General features: G+C 71.1%; 11 protein-coding genes, 1 tRNA gene and 1 rRNA gene. 1 reads left to right on the top strand and 12 read right to left on the bottom strand.

Features of this window, described 5'->3' with window-relative positions:
• Window positions 1-359 precede the first annotated feature (359 nt).
• From PV364_RS09045 to PV364_RS09085, 9 genes are all read right to left on the bottom strand, one after another.
• Window positions 360-836: a DNA starvation/stationary phase protection protein gene (locus tag PV364_RS09045; protein WP_319659225.1), complete on the bottom strand. Its 477-nt coding sequence runs from the start codon at window positions 834-836 to the stop codon at window positions 360-362.
• 237 nt (window positions 837-1,073) lie between these two features.
• Complete coding sequence (locus PV364_RS09050) at window positions 1,074-1,460, bottom strand: helix-turn-helix domain-containing protein (RefSeq protein ID WP_319659226.1); 387 nt, start codon at window positions 1,458-1,460, stop codon at window positions 1,074-1,076.
• 94 nt (window positions 1,461-1,554) lie between these two features.
• Complete coding sequence (locus PV364_RS09055) at window positions 1,555-2,097, bottom strand: CinA family protein (protein WP_319659227.1); 543 nt, start codon at window positions 2,095-2,097, stop codon at window positions 1,555-1,557.
• Entirely contained in the window at window positions 2,094-2,834 is a 741-nt protein-coding gene (pgsA, locus tag PV364_RS09060; protein WP_319659228.1) for a CDP-diacylglycerol--glycerol-3-phosphate 3-phosphatidyltransferase, read from the bottom strand. The genes PV364_RS09055 and pgsA overlap by 4 nt, the downstream gene beginning before the upstream one ends.
• On the bottom strand, window positions 2,831-4,321 hold the full coding sequence (gene rimO, locus PV364_RS09065) for a 30S ribosomal protein S12 methylthiotransferase RimO (protein WP_319659229.1): 1,491 nt from the start codon (window positions 4,319-4,321) through the stop codon (window positions 2,831-2,833). The genes pgsA and rimO overlap by 4 nt, the downstream gene beginning before the upstream one ends.
• 114 nt (window positions 4,322-4,435) lie before the next feature.
• A complete protein-coding gene (locus tag PV364_RS09070) occupies window positions 4,436-5,233 on the bottom strand; it encodes a helix-turn-helix domain-containing protein (RefSeq protein WP_319659230.1) in 798 nt (265 codons plus the stop codon).
• A gap of 231 nt (window positions 5,234-5,464) precedes the next feature.
• Window positions 5,465-8,122 carry a DNA translocase FtsK gene (locus PV364_RS09075; RefSeq protein ID WP_319659231.1) on the bottom strand — a complete coding sequence of 886 codons (2,658 nt, stop codon included), beginning with the start codon at window positions 8,120-8,122 and terminating at the stop codon, window positions 5,465-5,467.
• Between the two features lie 113 nt (window positions 8,123-8,235).
• Window positions 8,236-8,916 carry a two-component system response regulator gene (locus PV364_RS09080; protein WP_319659232.1) on the bottom strand — a complete coding sequence of 227 codons (681 nt, stop codon included), beginning with the start codon at window positions 8,914-8,916 and terminating at the stop codon, window positions 8,236-8,238.
• Between the two features lie 286 nt (window positions 8,917-9,202).
• A complete protein-coding gene (locus PV364_RS09085) occupies window positions 9,203-14,671 on the bottom strand; it encodes a HAMP domain-containing protein (protein ID WP_401981133.1) in 5,469 nt (1,822 codons plus the stop codon).
• 284 nt (window positions 14,672-14,955) lie between these two features.
• On the opposite strand from PV364_RS09085, the gene PV364_RS09090 reads away from it, so the two are divergent.
• The gene (locus PV364_RS09090; RefSeq protein WP_319659233.1) at window positions 14,956-17,571 is read left to right on the top strand and encodes a SpoIIE family protein phosphatase; all 2,616 of its coding nucleotides are present in this window, start codon (window positions 14,956-14,958) and stop codon (window positions 17,569-17,571) included.
• A gap of 60 nt (window positions 17,572-17,631) precedes the next feature.
• On the opposite strand, the gene PV364_RS09095 is transcribed toward PV364_RS09090, so the two are convergent.
• The 3 genes from PV364_RS09095 to rrf all read right to left on the bottom strand — a co-directional run.
• Window positions 17,632-17,704: transfer RNA gene (locus PV364_RS09095), tRNA-Thr, on the bottom strand.
• 62 nt (window positions 17,705-17,766) lie between these two features.
• The gene (locus PV364_RS09100; protein ID WP_319659234.1) at window positions 17,767-18,732 is read right to left on the bottom strand and encodes a DegT/DnrJ/EryC1/StrS family aminotransferase; all 966 of its coding nucleotides are present in this window, start codon (window positions 18,730-18,732) and stop codon (window positions 17,767-17,769) included.
• A 140-nt stretch (window positions 18,733-18,872) separates the two neighbouring features.
• Window positions 18,873-18,959 (bottom strand): 5S ribosomal RNA (rrf, locus tag PV364_RS09105); the annotation flags it as partial.

Below are 18,959 nucleotides of genomic sequence, written 5' to 3' on the forward strand. Positions count from 1 at the left end.
CTTCGAAGGGACCTGCCTGGGCGGGCTGGACGGTGAGCCGGACCATGGCCCACCACCACAAGGCGCCCGCGACGAAAGCGATGACCCAGCGGACGGGCCGCCGGGCCCACAGCTCCTGAAACAGCCGAATGACGCACATGGCCGCCTCCTTCGGAGCCCCGAGGTTGCGGCGGGAATCACCAGGGACGAACGCCCGGGCTTTCCCCGTACAGAAGTGCGATCCCCGCCCGTCAAGATCCCTAGACCTCAGCCGTCCCACCCCACACGACGTTCACTCCACTGGCGTACACAAACGGCTACCGTCCGCAACGATCCCGGGGGGCAGGCGCACCGTGGGCGACCGTCACCGAGCGCGACCCTCAGGCGTTCTCGGCCTGGAACATCCAGTGGTGCTTCTCCAGCTCGGCGGCCAGGCCGATCAGGACGTCCTGGCTGACGGGGTCGGCCTTCCCGGTCGATTCGATGCCGGCCCGGACCCGCCGGATCACCGACCCCAGAGCCGCGACCATGACGTCCACGGCCTCGCCGTCCTTGATCCAGCCCTCGTGCACTTCGTGGACGAGGCTGGTCTTGGCCACCGTTCCCGCCCGGCCGTCCGGCGACACGCCGATCGCCGCGCACCGCTCCGCCACGGTGTCCGCGTAGGTCCGGGCGGTGGTCACCACATCGTCGAGCTGGAGGTGGACGGAGCGGAAGCGGGGGCCCTGGACATTCCAGTGCACCTGCTTGGCGACCAGCGACAGGTCGATCAGATCCGCCACGGTGTGCTGCAGTGCGTCGCCCACGGTCGTGCGGGCTTCCTCGGACAGGGTGCTCTTCACAGCGACGCTCGTCATCCGTCCTCCAAGGTCGGTCGGGTCGGGCAGGGAAGATCGCCTCGGCGGCGACTCCCGTACGCCTTCCCCGGCCCCGCGCGCACACGCACCCCCCGCACGAGGACGCAGGGGGCACGGGAACGTTCGCCAACACCCGTGGGAGGAACGGCAGTCCGCCCCGCGTACGCGCACAAGAGCGAGGCCCCGGCCGGTGATCCACCGGCCGGGGCCTCGTCCCGGAACTGCTTGTGTCGCTCCTCAGGCCGCGACGACGTCCACGGCCTCGGTGGGCGCCTTCGGCGCCTTGATGGTGACCCGCTCATCCGGGCGACCGGACGGAACGGACGGAACCGCGCCCAGCAGCGGCCGCATAGGCGCGGCTGCCGATCCGACAGCAGCCGACTCGGAGAGCTCGGCAAGTGCCAAATCGTCGCTGACCTCCCGCATCACCTCGGACATCGGGACGTCCAAGGCGTCACAGATCGCGGAGAGCAGTTCGGAGGAAGCCTCCTTCTGCCCTCTCTCGACCTCCGACAGGTAGCCCAGGGAGACCCGGGCGGATGAGGAGACCTCACGCAGGGTGCGGCCCTGGCGCTGGCGCTGCCGACGCAGCACGTCACCGAGCAGGCGACGGAGCAGAATCATCGGTGGCTCCCTCCTCGGACCGCGAATTCGCAACCTTCTTGCCCCACCGTACCGCCTCCGGCGTCGGCCGTGCGGGGAGCGATGACGTGTTCACTCAGGGCTGCAAACATCCCTTCCCCCCACTCTCTTCCCTACCCTTGGCCGCCGCGGATTCGTCAGGTGTTCTCCCGATCGCCACCAGGCTCTGGTGCAACAAGGTGAGCACGGCGTCCACGGTGGAGATACGGATGGCGGTGCGGTCGCCGTTCAGCTGCAGTTTCTCGCCGACCGTCCTCCCGGGCCCGGCGACCGCCACGTACACCGTGCCGACCGGTTGGCCGTCCTGCGGATCGGGGCCGGCGACCCCGGTCGTCGCCACCCCCCAGTCGGCGCGCAGCACGCGCCGCACGCCCTCCGCCATGCCTCGCGCGACCCCCGCGTCGACCGCGCCGCGTTCGGCCAGCAGCGTCCCGTCCACGCCCAGCACGTCCCGCTTGAGCTCCGTGGCGTACGCGGTGACCGAGCCCCGGAAGGCCCGGGAGGCGCCCGGCACCGAGGTCAGCTCGGCGGCGACCAGCCCGCCCGTGAGCGATTCGGCGACCGCCAGGGTCGCGGAGCGGCCTACCAGCAGCTCCAGGACCTCGGCGGCGACGTTCACGCGTCCCGCCCCGGCTCTCCGGCCGGCCCGGCCTCGCCTGCCTGCCCCTGCTGACCGCCGGCGACCGCCGCCACGGCCGCCCGGGCGATCGCCGCCCGCCGCGCCGCCAGCCCGGCCCTGCGCATCACCACGGCCTGCCGCACGTAGTCGATGCCGGTGACGACGGTGAGGAACACCGCGGCGCCCATGAGCACCGCCCGGATCGTGGCCAGCGGTCCGGTCAGCACCAGGATGTACATGCCGACGGCGACGCCCTGGGTGAGTGTCTTGAGCTTGCCGCCGCGGCTGGCCGGGATGACGCCCCAGCGGATGACCCAGAAGCGCATGAGCGTGATGCCCAGCTCGCGGAAGAGGATCACCACCGTGACCCACCACGGCAGGTCCCCCAGCGCCGACAGCCCGACCAGCGCGGCGCCCATGATCGCCTTGTCGGCGATCGGGTCGGCGATCTTGCCGAAGTCGGTGACCAGGCCGTAGCGGCGGGCCAGCTCACCGTCGAAGAGGTCGGTGATCATCGCGATGGCGAACGCGGCCCACGCGAAGGAGCGCCAGGCCGGGTCGTGTCCGTCGCCGTGCAGGAGCAGCACGACGAAGCCCGGCACCAGCACCAGCCGCACCATCGTCAGGACGTTGGCGATGTTCCACACGCTGGGCTTGGCCGCGACGGGCGACGCGGGCGCCGGAGCCGGCGCCGCGGGACGGTGGTTTCCGGCGGCGGACGCCGGGACTCCGGTCATCTGCCCGTCTCCTCCGTGCACAGCGGCTCGGCGACCAGGTCGACGCCCTCGGTGTCCACCACCTTCGCCGCGACGAACGAACCGGCCACCAGGCCCCGCGACGAGGTCAGGATGATCTGGCCGTCGGTCTCGGGCGCCTGGTGCGCGGCGCGGCCCACCGCGCCGTCCTCCTCGTCGACGGACTCGACCAGCACGTTCACGGTCGAGCCCAGGCGCTCCTCGGCGCGCTGCGCGGTCAGCTCCTCGGCGAGCCGGGAGACCCGCGCCAGCCGCTCGGCGACGACGTCCTCCGGAAGTTTGCCCTCGTAGCCGGCCGCCTCGGTGCCCTCCTCGTCGGAGTAGCCGAACACGCCGATGGCATCGAGCCGCGCGCCGCTCAGGAAGCGCTCCAGCTCCTCCAGGTCCGCCTCGGTCTCGCCCGGGAAGCCGACGATGAAGTTCGAGCGGACACCGGCTTCGGGCGCCTTGGAGCGGATGGTGTCCAGCAGCTCCAGGAAGCGGTCGGTGTCGCCGAAGCGGCGCATGGCCCGCAGCACGGTGGGCGCCGAGTGCTGGAAGGACAGGTCGAAGTAGGGCGCCACCTTGGGCGTGGAGGTGAGCACGTCGATCAGGCCGGGCCGCATCTCGGCGGGCTGCAGGTAGCTGACCCGGACCCGCTCGATGCCCTCGACGTCCGCCAGCTCCGGCAGCAGCGTCTCCAGCAGCCGGATGTCGCCGAGGTCCTTGCCGTACGAGGTGTTGTTCTCGCTGACCAGCATGATCTCCTTGACGCCCTGACCGGCCAGCCACCGCGTCTCGCCCAGCACGTCCGAGGGCCGGCGCGAGACGAAGGAACCCCGGAAGGACGGGATCGCGCAGAACGAGCAGCGTCGGTCGCAGCCCGAGGCCAGTTTGACCGAGGCGACCGGGCTGGTGTCCAGACGGCGGCGGAGCGGGGCGCGCGGCCCGGAGGCGGGCGCCAGGCCGTCGGGGAGGTCCGCGGGGGCGGAGGCGGCCGCCTCGGCGTCCTCGGCGGCCTGGGAGTGCCCTGGCAGCGCGACGGTGGTGACCGCCTGCCGTTCGGCCGGGCTGATCGGGAGCAGCTTGCGCCGGTCCCGGGGGGTGTGCGAGGCGTGCACACCGCCGGAGAGGATGGTCTGCAGCCGGTCGGAGATGTTGCTGTAGTCGTCGAAGCCGAGCACGCCGTCGGCTTCGGGCAGCGCGTCGGCGAGTTCCTTGCCGTACCGCTCGGCCATGCAGCCGACCGCGACGACGGCCTGCGTGCGGCCGTGGGCCTTGAGGTCGTTCGCCTCCAGCAGGGCGTCGACGGAGTCCTTCTTGGCGGCCTCGACGAAGCCGCAGGTGTTCACTACGGCGACATCGGCTTCGGCGGCGTCCTCGACGAGCTGCCAGCCGTCCGCCGCCAGCCGGCCGGCGAGTTCCTCGGAATCCACCTCGTTGCGGGCGCAGCCGAGCGTGACAAGGGCGACGGTACGGGGTTCGGACATAGGCTCAGCCTACTTTGTCCCTGACGGGGCTCTGACGCGCTGCGGCGCCCGGCCCGGGGTCAGGTGCCCCGGGCCGGGCGCCGCAGTGTGCTCGCGCGCCCGTGGTGGCGGACGTCACCCGGCTTCCGGGTCGCCGGGGGTGAAGGCCAGCCGCTGGACCTGACCGGGGTCGCCCGCGGGGCCCAGGTCCTTGCCGTTGACGAAGAGGTCGACGGCACCGGCGTTGCCGATGATGAGTTTGACCTTCTTCTTGTCGGTGAAGGTCTTGGCGTCGCCCTGCTCCAGGCTGCCCTGGTACAGCTGCTTGCCGTTGCTGTCGACGGCCTGGATCCAGCTCTTGCCGTTGTCGGCGGTGAGCTTGACCGTGACCTTGTCACCGGGGGCGGCGGCGATGGCGCTGTCGGTCGCCTCCGGGGTGGGGCTGGTCTTGTGGCTCGCGGAGGGCTTGGCGGCGGGGCTCTGCGCGGACGGCTTGCCGGCGACGGGCTGCTTGCCGCTGTCGTCGCCGCCGTTGAACAGAGTGAAGCCGACGAAACCCACGACCGCGACGATGGCGGCCACCATGGCGGCGGTCCAGTTGGGGCGGCGCGGCTCGGGCCGCATCCGCTCCGCCTCGTACAGCGGTGCCACGGGGGTGGGGGACGGGGAACTGCCGTGCTCGGCGGAGAACTGCGCCACCAGGACCTCGGGATCGAGGCCCACGGCGCGCGCCAGCGCCCGGATGTGACCCCGGGCGTAGACGTCACCGCCGCAGCGGGAGAAGTCGTCCTGTTCGATCGCATGGACAATGGGCGGCCGCACACGGGTGGTGGAACTGACCTCGTCGACGGTGAGCCCGGCGTCGAGACGGGCTCGGGCGAGGGCACGACCGACCGAGGGACGGTCGTCGGGGGGCGGGTTGCCGATGGACACGGGTGCGCCTTTCGAGCGTGTAGCCACCTGCTGGAGACTCAGTCTAGGGGGGGTTGCAAAAGGTCGGGCAAGCGGGCGGGCGTTGTTTGTCCGCCATCAGGATTGCCGTCGTGACCGGCGCCGATGACAGTCGGCCATACGCCTTCCCCTTGCTCTAACTTGACGTACGGGCAGGAGAAACGGTTGCTCTGTGCCCACTTACGAGTGAGCTACGGATGGGCTACGAACGGGCTACGCGCCGGTCTCGCCACGCAGGACCGCGAGCACCCCGTCCATCTCGTCCGGTTTGACCAGCACGTCGCGGGCCTTCGACCCCTCGCTGGGGCCGACGATCCCGCGGGATTCCATCAGGTCCATGAGCCTGCCCGCTTTCGCGAAACCGACACGCAGTTTGCGCTGGAGCATCGACGTCGAGCCGAACTGGGTGGAGACCACGAGCTCCGCGGCCTGGCAGAGCAGGTCGAGGTCGTCGCCGATCTCCTCGTCGATCTCCTTCTTCGGACCCGTCCCCACCACGACGTCGTCGCGGTAGGAGGGCGTCAACTGCGCCTTGCAGTGCTCGACGACGGCGTGGATCTCCTGCTCGGTGACGAACGCGCCCTGCATGCGGATCGGCTTGTTCGCACCCATCGGCAGGAACAGCCCGTCACCCTTTCCGATCAGCTTCTCGGCGCCGGCCTGGTCCAGGATGACCCGGCTGTCGGCGAGCGAGGACGTCGCGAACGCCAGTCTCGAGGGCACGTTGGCCTTGATGAGGCCGGTCACCACGTCGACCGAGGGCCGCTGGGTGGCCAGCACGAGGTGGATGCCGGCCGCGCGGGCGAGCTGCGTGATGCGGACGATCGCGTCCTCCACGTCGCGCGGTGCGACCATCATCAGGTCGGCGAGCTCGTCCACGATCACCAGCAGGTAGGGGTACGGGGACAGCTCGCGCTCGCTGCCCTCGGGCGGCTTCGCCTTGCCGCTGCGCACCGCCGCGTTGAAGTCGTCGATGTGCCGGAAGCCGTAGGCGGCCAGGTCGTCGTAGCGCAGGTCCATCTCGCGCACGACCCACTGCAGGGCCTCGGCGGCCCGCTTGGGGTTGGTGATGATCGGCGTGATGAGGTGCGGGACGCCCTCGTACGCGGTGAGCTCCACACGCTTGGGGTCGACCAGCACCATGCGCACCTCGTCGGGGGTGGACCGGGCCAGCACCGAGGTGATGAGGCAGTTGATGCAGGAGGACTTGCCGGAGCCGGTGGCACCCGCGACGAGGATGTGCGGCATCTTCGCCAGATTGGCCATCACATAGCCGCCCTCGACGTCCTTGCCGAGGGCCACCGTCATCGGGTGCTCCTCGCCGGCGGCGTCCGCCGACCGCAGCACGTCGCCGAGGTTGACCATCTCCCGGTCGCTGTTGGGGATCTCGATGCCGACCGCGGACTTGCCGGGGATCGGGCTGATGATCCGCACGTCGGGACTGGCGACGGCGTACGCGATGTTCTTGGCGAGCGCGGTGATCCGCTCGACCTTGACGGCCTGGCCGAGTTCGACCTCGTACCGGGTGACCGTCGGGCCGCGGGTGAACCCGGTGACCGCCGCGTCGACCTTGAACTGCGAGAAGACGCTTTTCAGCGACTCCACCACCGCGTCGTTGGCGGCGCTGCGGGTACGGCCGGGGCCGCCGCGCTCCATCAGGTCCAGGGAGGGCAGGGAGTACGTGATGTCGCCGGACAGCTGCAACTGCTCGGCGCGCGGCGGCAGTGGCTGCCCGGCACCGGGTCCCGACTTCTTGGTGAGGTCCGGCACGGAGGGCCCGGACGTGGCCTCGGGCGCCTCGGCGGTCGCGTTGTCCCGGGCCTGCGGCACCGACTGGTGCACCAGGTCCGCCACGACCGACGAGCCGGGGACGCCGTAGGTCAGCGCGCCGTCGAGGTCCGCGGCGACCCCGTAGGCCAGATCGACCGTGCCGAGGCCGCCGGGCGTCAGGTCCGGCAACGGCGGTTGCTCCGGGCGGCGCCGGCCGCGCCGCCGCGGCGCCGTCTCCTCGCCGCCGGGGCCGCCGGCGGGCTCGTCGTCGAACAGGTCGCCGAACGGGACCGCGTCCTCGTCGGGCTCCTCCTCCGGCTGCACCTCGACCAGCCCGAGCCGCATTCCGGCCTCCCGCAGCCGGCGCGGGATCGCGTTGACCGGGGTCGCGGTCGTGACCAGCAGCCCGAAGAAGGACAGCAGCGCCAGCAGGGCGACCGCCAGCGGGGCCCCCACGGTGTAGCGCAGCGGCGCGGAGGCCGCCCAGCCGATGAGTCCCCCCGCGTCACGGATGGCGTCGGCGCCCTGGCCCCGGCCCGGGGAGCCGCAGCCGATGTGCACCAGGCCCAGTACACCCACGGCGAGCGTGGACAGGCCGATCACGATCCGCCCGTTGGCGTCCGCCTGCTGGGGGTGGCGCATCAGGCGCCATACGACGGCCCCGAGGAGGACCGGCACCAGCAGGTCCAGCCGGCCGAACAGCCCGGTGATCAGTATCTCGACCAGGTCGCCCACCGGACCGCGCAGATCGGACCAGGTGCCCGTGGCGACGACCAGGGCGAGGCCGAACAGCAGCAGTGCCAGCCCGTCCTTGCGGTGCGCCGGGTCGAGACCGCGCGCGCCCCGGCCCACGCCCCGGAAGAGCGCGCCGACGGCGTGCGCGAGGCCGAGCCACAGCGCCCGGGTGAGCCGGTAGACGCCCCCAGTCGGCGAGGGCGCCGGCTTGGGCGCGGGCTTGGCGGGTGCCGCCTTCTTGGCCGGGGCCTTCTTGGCGGGTGCCTTCTTCGCCGCCGGCTGCTTGGTGGCGGCCTTCTTCGCCGCGGGCCTGGCCGCAGGTTTGGCGGCAGCCTTCTTCGCGGTGCCGGACGTACGTGGGGCCATGGTGCGAGGTTACCGTTCCGTCCCGTGCGCGACACCTGTGGCCACAGATACGCCCGTTCGTGTCGCGCCCCGGGCGCACCAAGGATGACGAGGCGTCAAGCGGCCAACGCTGGTCACTCTTGCGAGGGGATCTTCTTGTCGCCGGAGCCCGTGCCCGGCTCCAGGGCGTCCAGCGCCCGGCGCAGTCCGGTCAGCTTGCGCTCCAGATGGGCCGCGGTCGCCACCGCCGCCGCGTCCGCCGACTCGTCCAACTGCTTGGAGAGCGCCTCCGCCTGCTCCTCCACCGCCGCCAGCCGCGCGGACAGCTCGGCGAGCAGGCCCACCGGCTCCTTGGCGCCGTTGGCACCCTGCCGCGCGCCCTGCTCCAGCTGCAGGCGCAGCAGGGCGGCCTGCTCACGCAGCTGGCAGTTCTTCATGTAGAGCTCGACGAAGACCGAGACCTTGGCCCGCAGCACCCACGGGTCGAAGGGCTTGGAGATGTAGTCGACCGCGCCGGCCGCGTAGCCGCGGAAGGTGTGGTGCGGACCGTGGTTGATCGCCGTGAGGAAGATGATCGGGATGTCCCGGGTGCGCTCCCGGCGCTTGATGTGCGCCGCGGTCTCGAACCCGTCCATGCCCGGCATCTGGACATCGAGCAGGATCACCGCGAAGTCGTCGGTGAGCAGCGCCTTGAGCGCTTCCTCCCCGGACGATGCCCGCACCAGTGTCTGATCGAGCGCGGAGAGGATGGCCTCCAGCGCCAGCAGATTCTCCGGCCGGTCATCGACCAGGAGGATCTTGGCCTTCTGCACCATGGCCCGTCCTCCTCGTCCCGGCACTGCACCGGGTGCCGCCCCCATGGACGGCTCCTGGCCGCCGTCCGTCCTTGTGCCGGTCATGGTAGCCGCACCCCGCTGTCCGCCACACCCTGTCACCGCCATGTCACTGTGCACGTAGCAGAAACGCAAGCGGGGACCAGAAGGTTCCCTGTTTCCCGCACCCTCACACCTCCGCGAGCACTCCGTGTCATGACCCCGGCCGGTCGCCCCGCCGCGGTGGCCGCCGCGGCGGCGGTCACCGCGTCCGTCGTCCGACGCCCCGTCACCGGGCGTGCATCCACTGCTCCATCACCGCGAGGAGGTGGTCGGTGTCCACCGGCTTGGCGACGTAGTCGGACGCACCGGACTCGATGCTCTTCTCCCGGTCGCCCTTCATCGCCTTGGCCGTGAGGGCGATGATCGGCAGCCCCGCGAACTGCGGCATCCTGCGGATCGCCGCGGTCGTGGCGTACCCGTCCATCTCCGGCATCATGATGTCCATCAGGACGACCGCGACGTCGTCGTGCTGCTCCAGCACCTCGATGCCCTCCCGGCCGTTCTCGGCGTACAGTACGGTGAGCCCGTGCTGCTCCAGCACGCTGGTGAGGGCGAAGACATTGCGGATGTCGTCGTCGACGATGAGCACCTTCTCACCGCTGAAGCCGCCCGCGAAACCGGTGTACGCGTCGCTGTGCGCCCCGTCCACCCACGACTCGGCCGGCGGCGGCTGCCGGTCCGGCTGACCCGCGGCCGCCATGGGCCGCTCGGTGAGGGCCGAGCGGCGGCGCAGCCGCGCCAGGCTGCTGCCCGCGCCGCCGCGGCGCCCGCCGGTGTGCGTGGGGGCGGTGCCGCGCAGCGGCTCGGCGTACCCGTCCGGCTCGGCGAAGGCCTCGCCAGGCGGGAGTTGGGCATAGCCGTGCGGCGGCAGCTCACCGCTGTTGAGCGGCAGGTAGAGGGTGAAGGTCGAGCCGCGGCCGGGCTGGCTGTCGGCGTGGATCTCGCCGCCGAGCAGCCGCGCGATCTCCCGGCTGATGGACAGGCCCAGGCCCGTGCCGCCGTACTTGCGGCTGGTGGTGCCGTCCGCCTGCTTGAACGCCTCGAAGATGACACGCATCTTGCTGGCCGCGATGCCGATGCCGGTGTCGGTGACCGAGAACGCGATCAGCGGCTCGTCCGGAGCCCGCAGCGAACCGGACTCCAGCAGCTGCTCCCGGATCGCCTGCGGCGCCTCCGGACCGGCCGGGCGGATCACCAGCTCCACCGAGCCGCTGTCGGTGAACTTCACCGCGTTGGACAGCAGGTTGCGCAGCACCTGCAGCAGCCGCTGCTCGTCGGTGTGCAGCGTCGCGGGCAGTTCCGGGGAGACCCGGACGGAGAAGTCCAGGCCCTTCTCCGCGGTCAGCGGCCGGAAGGTCGCCTCCACGTAGTCCACCAGCTGCACCAGCGCGATGCGGGTCGGGCTGACGTCCATCTTGCCCGCCTCGACCTTGGACAGGTCGAGGATGTCGTTGATCAGCTGGAGCAGGTCGGAGCCCGCTCCGTGGATCGTCTCGGCGAACTCGACCTGCTTGGGCGACAGATTGCCCTCGGCGTTGTCCGCCAGCAGCTTGGCCAGGATGAGCAGCGAGTTGAGCGGGGTGCGCAGCTCGTGCGACATGTTGGCCAGGAACTCGGACTTGTAGCGCATGGAGACCGCGAGCTGCTCCGCGCGCTCCTCCAGCACCTGGCGGGCGTCCTCGATCTCGGTGTTCTTCACCTCGATGTCGCGGTTCTGACGGGCCAGCAGCTCGGCCTTCTCCTCCAGCTCGGTGTTGGAGATCTGCAGCTGCTTCTGCCGGTTCTCCAGCTCCGCGGAGCGCTCCCGCAGCTGTTCGGTCAGCTCCTGGGACTGCTTGAGCAGGTACTCGGTCTTGGTGTTGACGCTGATGGTGTTGACGCTCACCGCGATCATGTCGGTGATCTGGCCGAGGAAGTCCTTCTGGATCTGCGTGAACGGCTGGAACGAGGCCAGCTCGATCACCCCGAGCACCCGGTCCTCGAACAGCACCGGCAGCACGATGACGTGCGCCGGAGGTGCCTCGCCGAGCCCGGAGGAGATCCGCAGGTAGCCCGGCGGCACGTTCTCCACCAGGATGCTGCGCTTCTCCACCGCGGCCGTGCCGATCAGGCCCTCACCGGGCAGGAAGACGGTGGGCATGGTCCGCGGGGAGAAGCCGTAGCTGCCGATCAGGCGCAGCTCGTACTCCTCGACCATGTCCTCGCTGGACGGCTCCTCCGCGAGGAAGAACGCGCCGTGCTGGGCCGAGACGACCGGCGTCAGCTCACTCATGATGAGGCCGCCGACGTCGTTGAGGTCGCGGCGGCCCTGCATCAGACCGGAGATGCGGGCGAGGTTGCCCTTCAGCCAGTCCTGCTCCTTGTTGGCGAGCGTGGTCTCGCGGAGCCGGACGATCATGGTGTTGATGTAGTCCTGGAGCTCCAGGATCTCGCCCGCCGCGTCCACGTCCGTGCGGATGTTGAGGTCGCCGCGGGTCACCGCGGTGGCGACCTGGGCGATGTTGCGCACCTGGCGGGTCAGGTTGTTGGCCATCAGGTTGACGGACTCGGTGAGGTCCTTCCAGATGCCCGAGACGCCCGGCACGCGCGCCTGGCCGCCGAGGCGGCCCTCGGTGCCCACCTCGCGGGCCACCCGGGTGACCTCGTCACCGAAGGCGGAGAGCTGGTCGACCATCGTGTTGATGGTGGTCTTGAGCTCCAGGATCTCGCCGTGCGCGTCGACGTCGATCTTCTTGGACAGGTCGCCGCGGGCCACCGCGGTGGTGACCATCGCGATGTTGCGGACCTGGCCAGTCAGGTTGGACGCCATGTTGTTCACGGACTCGGTGAGGTCCTTCCACGAGCCGGAGACTCCCGGCACGCGGGCCTGACCGCCGAGGATGCCGTCGGTGCCCACCTCGCGGGCCACGCGGGTGACCTCGTCACCGAAGGCCGACAGCGTGTCGACCATCGTGTTGATCGTCTCGGCCAGCTGGGCGACCTCGCCGCGCGCCTCGACGGTGATCTTCTTGGTCAGGTCGCCGTTGGCGACCGCCGTGGCGACGGAGGAGATCGAACGCACCTGGCCGGTCAGGTTGTTGGCCATGAGGTTGACGTTGTCGGTGAGGTCCTTCCAGATGCCCGAGACGTCCCTCACCCGGGCCTGACCGCCCAGGATGCCGTCGGTGCCCACCTCACGGGCCACCCGGGTCACCTCGTCGGCGAAGGCGGACAGCGTGTCGACCATGGTGTTGACGGTCGTCACCAGGGCGAGGATCTCGCCCTTGGCGTCGACGGTGATCTTCTTGGACAGGTCGCCCTGCGCGACCGCCGTGGTGACCTCGGCGATGTTGCGGACCTGCATGGTCAGGTTGTTCGCCATGAAGTTGACGGACTGGGTCAGGTCCTTCCAGGTACCCGACACGCCCTTGACCTCGGCCTGGCCGCCCAGGATGCCGTCGGTGCCCACCTCACGGGCCACCCGGGTCACCTGCTCGGCGAACGCCGACAGCTGGTCGACCATGGTGTTGAGGACGTTCTTCAGCTCCAGGATCTCGCCGCGCGCGTCGACGTCGATCTTCTGCGACAGGTCACCGCGGGCCACGGCGGTGGCGACCTGGGCGATGTTGCGCACCTGGGCGGTGAGGTTGCCGGCCATGCCGTTCACCGAGTCCGTCAGGTCGCGCCACACACCGGCCACGCCGGGCACCTGCGCCTGACCGCCGAGCCGGCCCTCGGTGCCCACCTCGCGGGCCACCCGGGTCACCTGCTCGGCGAACGCCGACAGCTGGTCCACCATCGTGTTGATGGTGTTCTTCAGCTCCAGGATCTCGCCGCGCGCGTCGACGTCGACCTTCTGCGACAGGTCGCCGCGCGCCACGGCCGTCGTCACCTGGGCGATCTGGCGGACCTGCGAGGTCAGGTTGCCCGCCATGAAGTTGACGGAGTCCGTCAGCTCCTTCCACACGCCGCTGACGCCGTCGACGCGGGCCTGACCGCCGAGCCGCCCCTCGGTGCCCACGTCGCGCGCCATGCGGGTGACCTGGTTGGCGAAGGACGACAGCTGGTCGACCATCCGGTTCACGGTGTTCTTCAGCTCCAGCATCTCGCCGGAGACGTCCACCGTGACCTTCTGCGACAGGTCGCCGTTGGCGACCGCCGTGGTCACCTGCGCGATGTTGCGCACCTGGCCGGTCAGGTTGCGGAAAGCGGTGTTCACCGAATCCGTCAGGTCCTTCCACAGACCCGCCGCACCGGGCACCTGCGCCTGGCCGCCCAGCTCACCCTCGACACCGACCTCCCGGGCCACCCGGGTCACCTCGGCGCCGAAGGCCGACAGCTGGTCGACCATCGTGTTGACGGTGTTCTTCAGCTCCAGCATCTCGCCGGAGACGACCACGGTGACCTTCTGCGACAGGTCGCCGTTGGCGACCGCCGTGGTCACCTGCGCGATGTCGCGCACCTGGCCGGTCAGGTTGCGGAAGGCCATGTTCACCGAGTCGGTGAGGTCCTTCCAGATGCCCGCGGCGCCCGGCACCTGCGCCTGACCGCCGAGCCGGCCCTGCGCGCCGACCTCGCCGGCGACGCGGGTCACCTCGTCGGCGAAGGTGCGCAGTGTCTCGGTCATCGCGTTCACGGTCTCGGCGAGCTGCGCGACCTCGCCGCGCGCGCCGATGGTGATCTTCTGCGACAGGTCGCCGTTGGCGACCGCTGTCGTGACCTGCGCGATGTCACGCACCTGGGCCGTCAGGTTGCCGGCCATCAGGTTGACGGAGTCGGTCAGGTCCTTCCACACGCCGTCGACGCCGGCCACCTTGGCCTGGCCGCCCAGCTGGCCCTCGGTGCCCACCTCACGGGCCACCCGGGTCACCTCGGACGCGAAGGACGACAGCTGGTCCACCATCGTGTTGACGGTGTTCTTCAGCTCCAGCATCTCGCCGGCCACGTGAACGGTGACCTTGCGCGACAGGTCGCCCTTGGCGACCGCCGTGGTCACCAGCGCGATGTCGCGCACCTGCGCCGTCAGCCGGGAGGCCATGGTGTTGACCGAGTCGGTGAGGTCCTTCCAGGAGCCGGCCATGCCGCGCACCCGGGCCTGCCCGCCGAGCTTGCCCTCGGTGCCGACCTCGCTGGCCACCCGGGTCACCTCGTCGGTGAACGTGGACAGCTGGTCGACCAGCCCGTTGACCGTGCGGCCGACCTTGAGGAACTCGCCGCGCAGCGGGTGCGCGGAACCGTCCGGCCCCTGCGAGCGCAGTTCCATGCGCTGCTCCAGGTCGCCCTCGGCGACCGCCGACAGCACGCGGCCGACCTCGGACATGGGGCGCACGAGATCGTCCACCAGCGCGTTGGAGGCGTCGATGGCGGCCGCCCACGACCCCTCGCACGCCCCCGTCTCCAGGCGCTCCGCGAGCTTGCCCTCCCGGCCGACCACCCGGCGGACCCGGGCGAGCTCACCGGTGAGGTGCTGGTTGCGGTCGGCGACCTCGTTGAAGACGGCGGCGATCTCCGCCATGTCTCCGTCGCCGGTGACCGTGAGCCGCTTGCGGAAGTTGCCGTCCCGCATCGACTCCAGTGCGGACAGCAATCTGTGCAGTGCGGCCGAGTCCACCTCGACGGTCCCATTGGTGCGCGAGCGCGCATGCTTCACCCGCGCGGAACCACCCCGCTTCGCCGCGGGTGCCGCGCCGCCTCGCGCCGATGCGCCAGACTCCACCGTGTCCCTCCCGGAGGGTCGACCGAACTGCATGTGCCTGGTTCAGGCATGCCCAGTGTTTCACCATGCCCGCACCCGGCCATAACAGTTCGGCAGCATCGCATATGACCGTCGCCACGATCGGGGCAGGAACACCCCCAACCGGCACACGCGTGGTCGCCGGGGGTAAGTAACCTGGCATGCGGTTGCCCACCTTGGGCCGGGCGTACACCTCGAAGTGGGGGCCGGTGGTGACAGTACAGCGGACGACGAATGGTGACGTCCCCGGACAAACAAGGAGATCTGTGATCACGGCGCGCGCAGCGGCCACCTTCGAACCGGTGGGGCGCTCGGTCGCCACCGCACGCGCCTTCGTCCGGGACACCCTCCAGGGCTGGGGCTTCGCCGAGGTCGTCGACGACGCCGTCGTGCTGACCAGTGAGCTGGTCACGAACGCCGTGGTCCACGCGGGGACCGCCGCGGACGTCCAGTGCCTGCGCTACGAGTCCGCCGTGCGCATCGAGGTCGCCGACCGCTACCCCGAACGCGAGCTGCCGCTGCACGACGCCAAGAGGCAGATCCACCCCGACCACGAGGGCGGCCGCGGCCTGCTCCTGTGCTCCGCCCTGGCCACTCGCTGGGGCGTGGAGTACACACCGGCCAACAAACACGTCTGGTTCCACCTGGACCTGCCCCAGCGCCCCGCGGGCACCCGCTCCGCAGGACCGGCCCTGCCCGTCGCCTCGCTGCCGCTGGCCGACGAGCAGGTCCGTGTCGCCGTCGTCCAGGTCGACCGCAGCGGCATCATCACGCGCTGGAACCAGGACGCCGCCCAGCTCTTCGGCCACCCCGACGACCAGATCGTGGGCAAGCCGCTGGGCGATCTCGCCGCCTGGCCGCAGACCCCCGGCACCGGCCACGGCATCGCCGAGGCCCTGCTGCTCTCCCGCTGGGAGGGCAGTTACGGCGTCCGCGGCGCCGACGGCCGCATCATGCCGGTGTACGGCACCCACTTGCGGGTCCGCGACACCTCCGGCGAACCCTCCACCGTCTGCCTTCTGGTGCGCGAGGACGCCCGCGCCGTGCTGCAGAACCCCGGACGCAGCGTGGTCTCCGCCGACGGCGGCGTGGACCGCGGCAAGGCCGCCGACCCCTTCGAGTCCTTCATCGGCTCCCCCGCGCCCGACGACCTCGACGGGCTGCTCCAGCGCACGGTGGAACGCGCCCGCGACATGCTCGACGGCGACGCCGCCTACCTGCTGCTCGCCACGGACGACGAGACCGAGCTCGAGGTCCGCGCCTCCACCGGCCTCCCCTCGGCCCGCCAGCGCTTCGCCCGGGTCCCCGTCGAGGCCGGCACCGGCCGCTACGGCAGCGCCCGCATGCCGGCCGTCCACGAGGACCTGACGGCCGTTCCGGGCGCCGTCCCGCTGCTCGCCGGCACCGGCATGCGGTCGGTCGTCACCGTGCCCCTGAAGGTCGAGGGACGCCTCACCGGGTCCCTCGGCGTCGCCGCCGAGACCCCCGGCCGCTACAGCAACGAGGAAGCACTGCGGCTGCAGTTCGCCGCCGACCGCATCGCCCTCGCTGTCGAGAGCGCCCGGCTCACCGAGCTGGAACGCCTGCGCCGGGGCTCGCTGTCCTTCCTCGTCGAGGCCTCCGACCTGCTGGCCGGCACCCTGGAACGCGACCAGACCCTCGCGCTCATGGCCCAGATGACCGTGCCCACGCTGGCCAGTTGGTGCGCCGTCTACACCATCGGCGACCAGTCCTCCGAGCCCGAACTCGCCTTCGTCCTGCACGAGGACGAGGACCGCATCGACGGCATCAAGGCCCTGCTCTCCCGCGTCGCCCCTCCCCAGCCCGACCCCACCCCCGGCGCCCGCACCTGGACCGCGCCCGCCGACGCGGCCCACTCCACGGCCCTGCGCGCCTCCCTGCGCAGCCTCGGCCTCGGCGAGGCGGGACGCCCCGCAACGGGCCCCGGAACGGCCCTGGCAACCGCCGCCGCGGTCGGCGGAGAGACCGTCGTGCTGCCTCTGGTCGCCCGCAACCGCGTCATCGGGATGCTCACCCTCGGCAAGGCCGCCGACGAACGCTTCCGCCAGGAGATCCTGGAACTCGCCGAGGACCTGTCCCGCCGGGCCGCCCTCGCCCTGGACAATGCCCGCCTCTACAGCGAGCGCACCGCCATCAGCCAGTCCCTCCAGCGCAGCCTGCTGCCGCCCGGCCTGCCCGTCATCCCGGGCGTCGAGGTCGAGGTGGTCTACCGCGCCGCCGGCGAGGGCAACGAGGTCGGCGGCGACTTCTACGACGTCTTCCCGATCCGCGACGGCTGCTGGGGCTTCGCCATCGGCGACGTCTGCGGGACCGGCCCGGAGGCCGCGGCCGTCACCGGCCTCGCCCGGCACGCGCTGCGCCTGCTCGCCCGCGAGGGTTTCAGCGGCCCGTCCGTCCTGGAACGCCTCAACGCGGCCATCCTCGACGAGGGCTCCCGCAGCCGCTTCCTGACCCTGCTGTACGGCGAGTTGTGGCCCCAGGCAGACGGCAGCGCCGAACTGAAGGTCGTCTGCGCCGGCCACCCCCTGCCGCTGCGTCTGCGCCAGACCGGCGTCGTCGAGCCCGCCGCGGAGCCGCAGCCGCTGCTCGGTGTCATCGAGGACCTCGAACTCGTCGAGCAGAACGTCACCCTGGCCCCCGGGGATGTCCTGCTCTGCGTCACCGACGGCGTCACCGAACGCCGCGAGGGCACCCGCATGCTCGGCGACGACGGTCTCGCCGACGTGCTGGCCACCTGCACCGGCCTCACCGCCGGCGCCGTCGCCGCCCGTATCCAGCGCGCGGTGGAACGCTTCGCCTCCGACGCGCCCTCCGACGACATGGCCATTCTCGCCATGCGCGTCCCGGAACTCTCCGCGTAGCGGGAGCCCTGATCCGCGCATGAAAAAGGCCCCCGCCGATCGGCGGGGGCCTTTTCTCGGAGCCCCAATACGGAATCGAACCGTAGACCTTCTCCTTACCATGGAGACGCTCTGCCGACTGAGCTATTGGGGCGCGTCGACGTGAAGGATCTTAACCCATGAAGCGCCGGGTTCGGAAATCCGCTCGACGCATGCTCAGAGCAGTCCGCCGAGGGTGTTGCACGCCTCGACCATCCGCCTCAACTCCTTCTCCGTGAGGCCGGGGTGGACCGGCAGGGACAGCGTCTCGCCGGACGCCGCCTCGGTCCGCGGCAGGAAGGAACGCGACCGGTACTTCGGCAGCCGGTGCAGCGGGGTCGGGATGCTCACGTCCGCCCGCACACCGCGGGACGCCAGCGCCATCGCGAACGCGTCCCGGTCGGGGCGGCCGTTGCCCGGTATGCGCACCGTGTAGCGGTGGTAGACGTGATGCGCGCCCGGCTCGACGTACGGCACCAGCACGCCGGTCAGGGCAGAGTCCAGGTACCGGCAGTGGGCCCGCTGACGCGCGACCGAACCCTCCAGCGCGCGCAAAGCCGCACGACCGCCGGCCGCCCTGTTGTCGGCCAGCCGGGCCGCCGTGTGGGCGCCGTCCCTCAGGCGCTTCACGCAGGAGGCCAGTTCGGGGTGCTCGGTGGTGACCACGGCCCCGTCGGCCAGTGCGAAGACGCTCAGCGCGCCGTACGTGCCGACACGGCGGCCCGCCAGCGTCGCCGCCTGCGCCTGGGTGGCGTCCTCGACGATCGCCAGGCCGTGCCGCGCCGCCAGATCGGCGAGCTGGTCGACGGCGGCGGGGTGCCCGAAGAGGTGCACCGGCAGTATCGCCACGGTCAGCGGCGTGATCGCCGCGGCGACGGCCTCCGGATCCAGGCAGAACGTCAGCGGGTCGATGTCCGCGAAGACCGGCACCGCGCCGACCAGCCGGACCGCGTCCGCGGTCTCCACCGGGGCGAAGGACGGGAGGATCACTTCCTCGCCGGCACCGATGCCGAGCGACAACAGCGCGAGCCGAAGAGCGGAGGTCGCGGAGTCGACCGCGACGGCATGGCGATCGTCCACCGCCGAGGAGAACTCGTCCTCCAGCGCCGCAACTTCAGCACCCTGTTCCAGGAACTGCTGCATCAGGCCCACCTCCACTTGCCCGTCATGGTCAGGATTGCCGTGACCGGTGATGAGCTGCTGAGCTGAACATGAACAACGGGTGTTGCCCACACAAATAGCCGTGGCCCCGGACAGAAGTCCGGGGCCACGGCTGAAGAATTGTTCGGCGGCGTCCTACTCTCCCACAGGGTCCCCCCTGCAGTACCATCGGCGCTGAAAGGCTTAGCTTCCGGGTTCGAAATGTAACC

Source organism: Streptomyces sp. MI02-7b (genome assembly GCF_033793585.1).
Taxonomy (GTDB): Bacteria; Actinomycetota; Actinomycetes; order Streptomycetales; family Streptomycetaceae; genus Actinacidiphila.

What these genes read in the sequence shown, in the direction of transcription:
- PV364_RS09100 (WP_319659234.1), bottom strand. Translation starts at nt 18,732, where the DNA reads ATGCAGCAGTTCCTGGAACAGGGTGCTGAAGTTGCGGCGCTGGAGGAC.
- rimO (WP_319659229.1), bottom strand. Translation starts at nt 4,321, where the DNA reads ATGTCCGAACCCCGTACCGTCGCCCTTGTCACGCTCGGCTGCGCCCGC.
- PV364_RS09075 (WP_319659231.1), bottom strand. Translation starts at nt 8,122, where the DNA reads ATGGCCCCACGTACGTCCGGCACCGCGAAGAAGGCTGCCGCCAAACCT.
- PV364_RS09045 (WP_319659225.1), bottom strand. Translation starts at nt 836, where the DNA reads ATGACGAGCGTCGCTGTGAAGAGCACCCTGTCCGAGGAAGCCCGCACG.
- pgsA (WP_319659228.1), bottom strand. Translation starts at nt 2,834, where the DNA reads ATGACCGGAGTCCCGGCGTCCGCCGCCGGAAACCACCGTCCCGCGGCG.
- PV364_RS09050 (WP_319659226.1), bottom strand. Translation starts at nt 1,460, where the DNA reads ATGATTCTGCTCCGTCGCCTGCTCGGTGACGTGCTGCGTCGGCAGCGC.
- PV364_RS09080 (WP_319659232.1), bottom strand. Translation starts at nt 8,916, where the DNA reads ATGGTGCAGAAGGCCAAGATCCTCCTGGTCGATGACCGGCCGGAGAAT.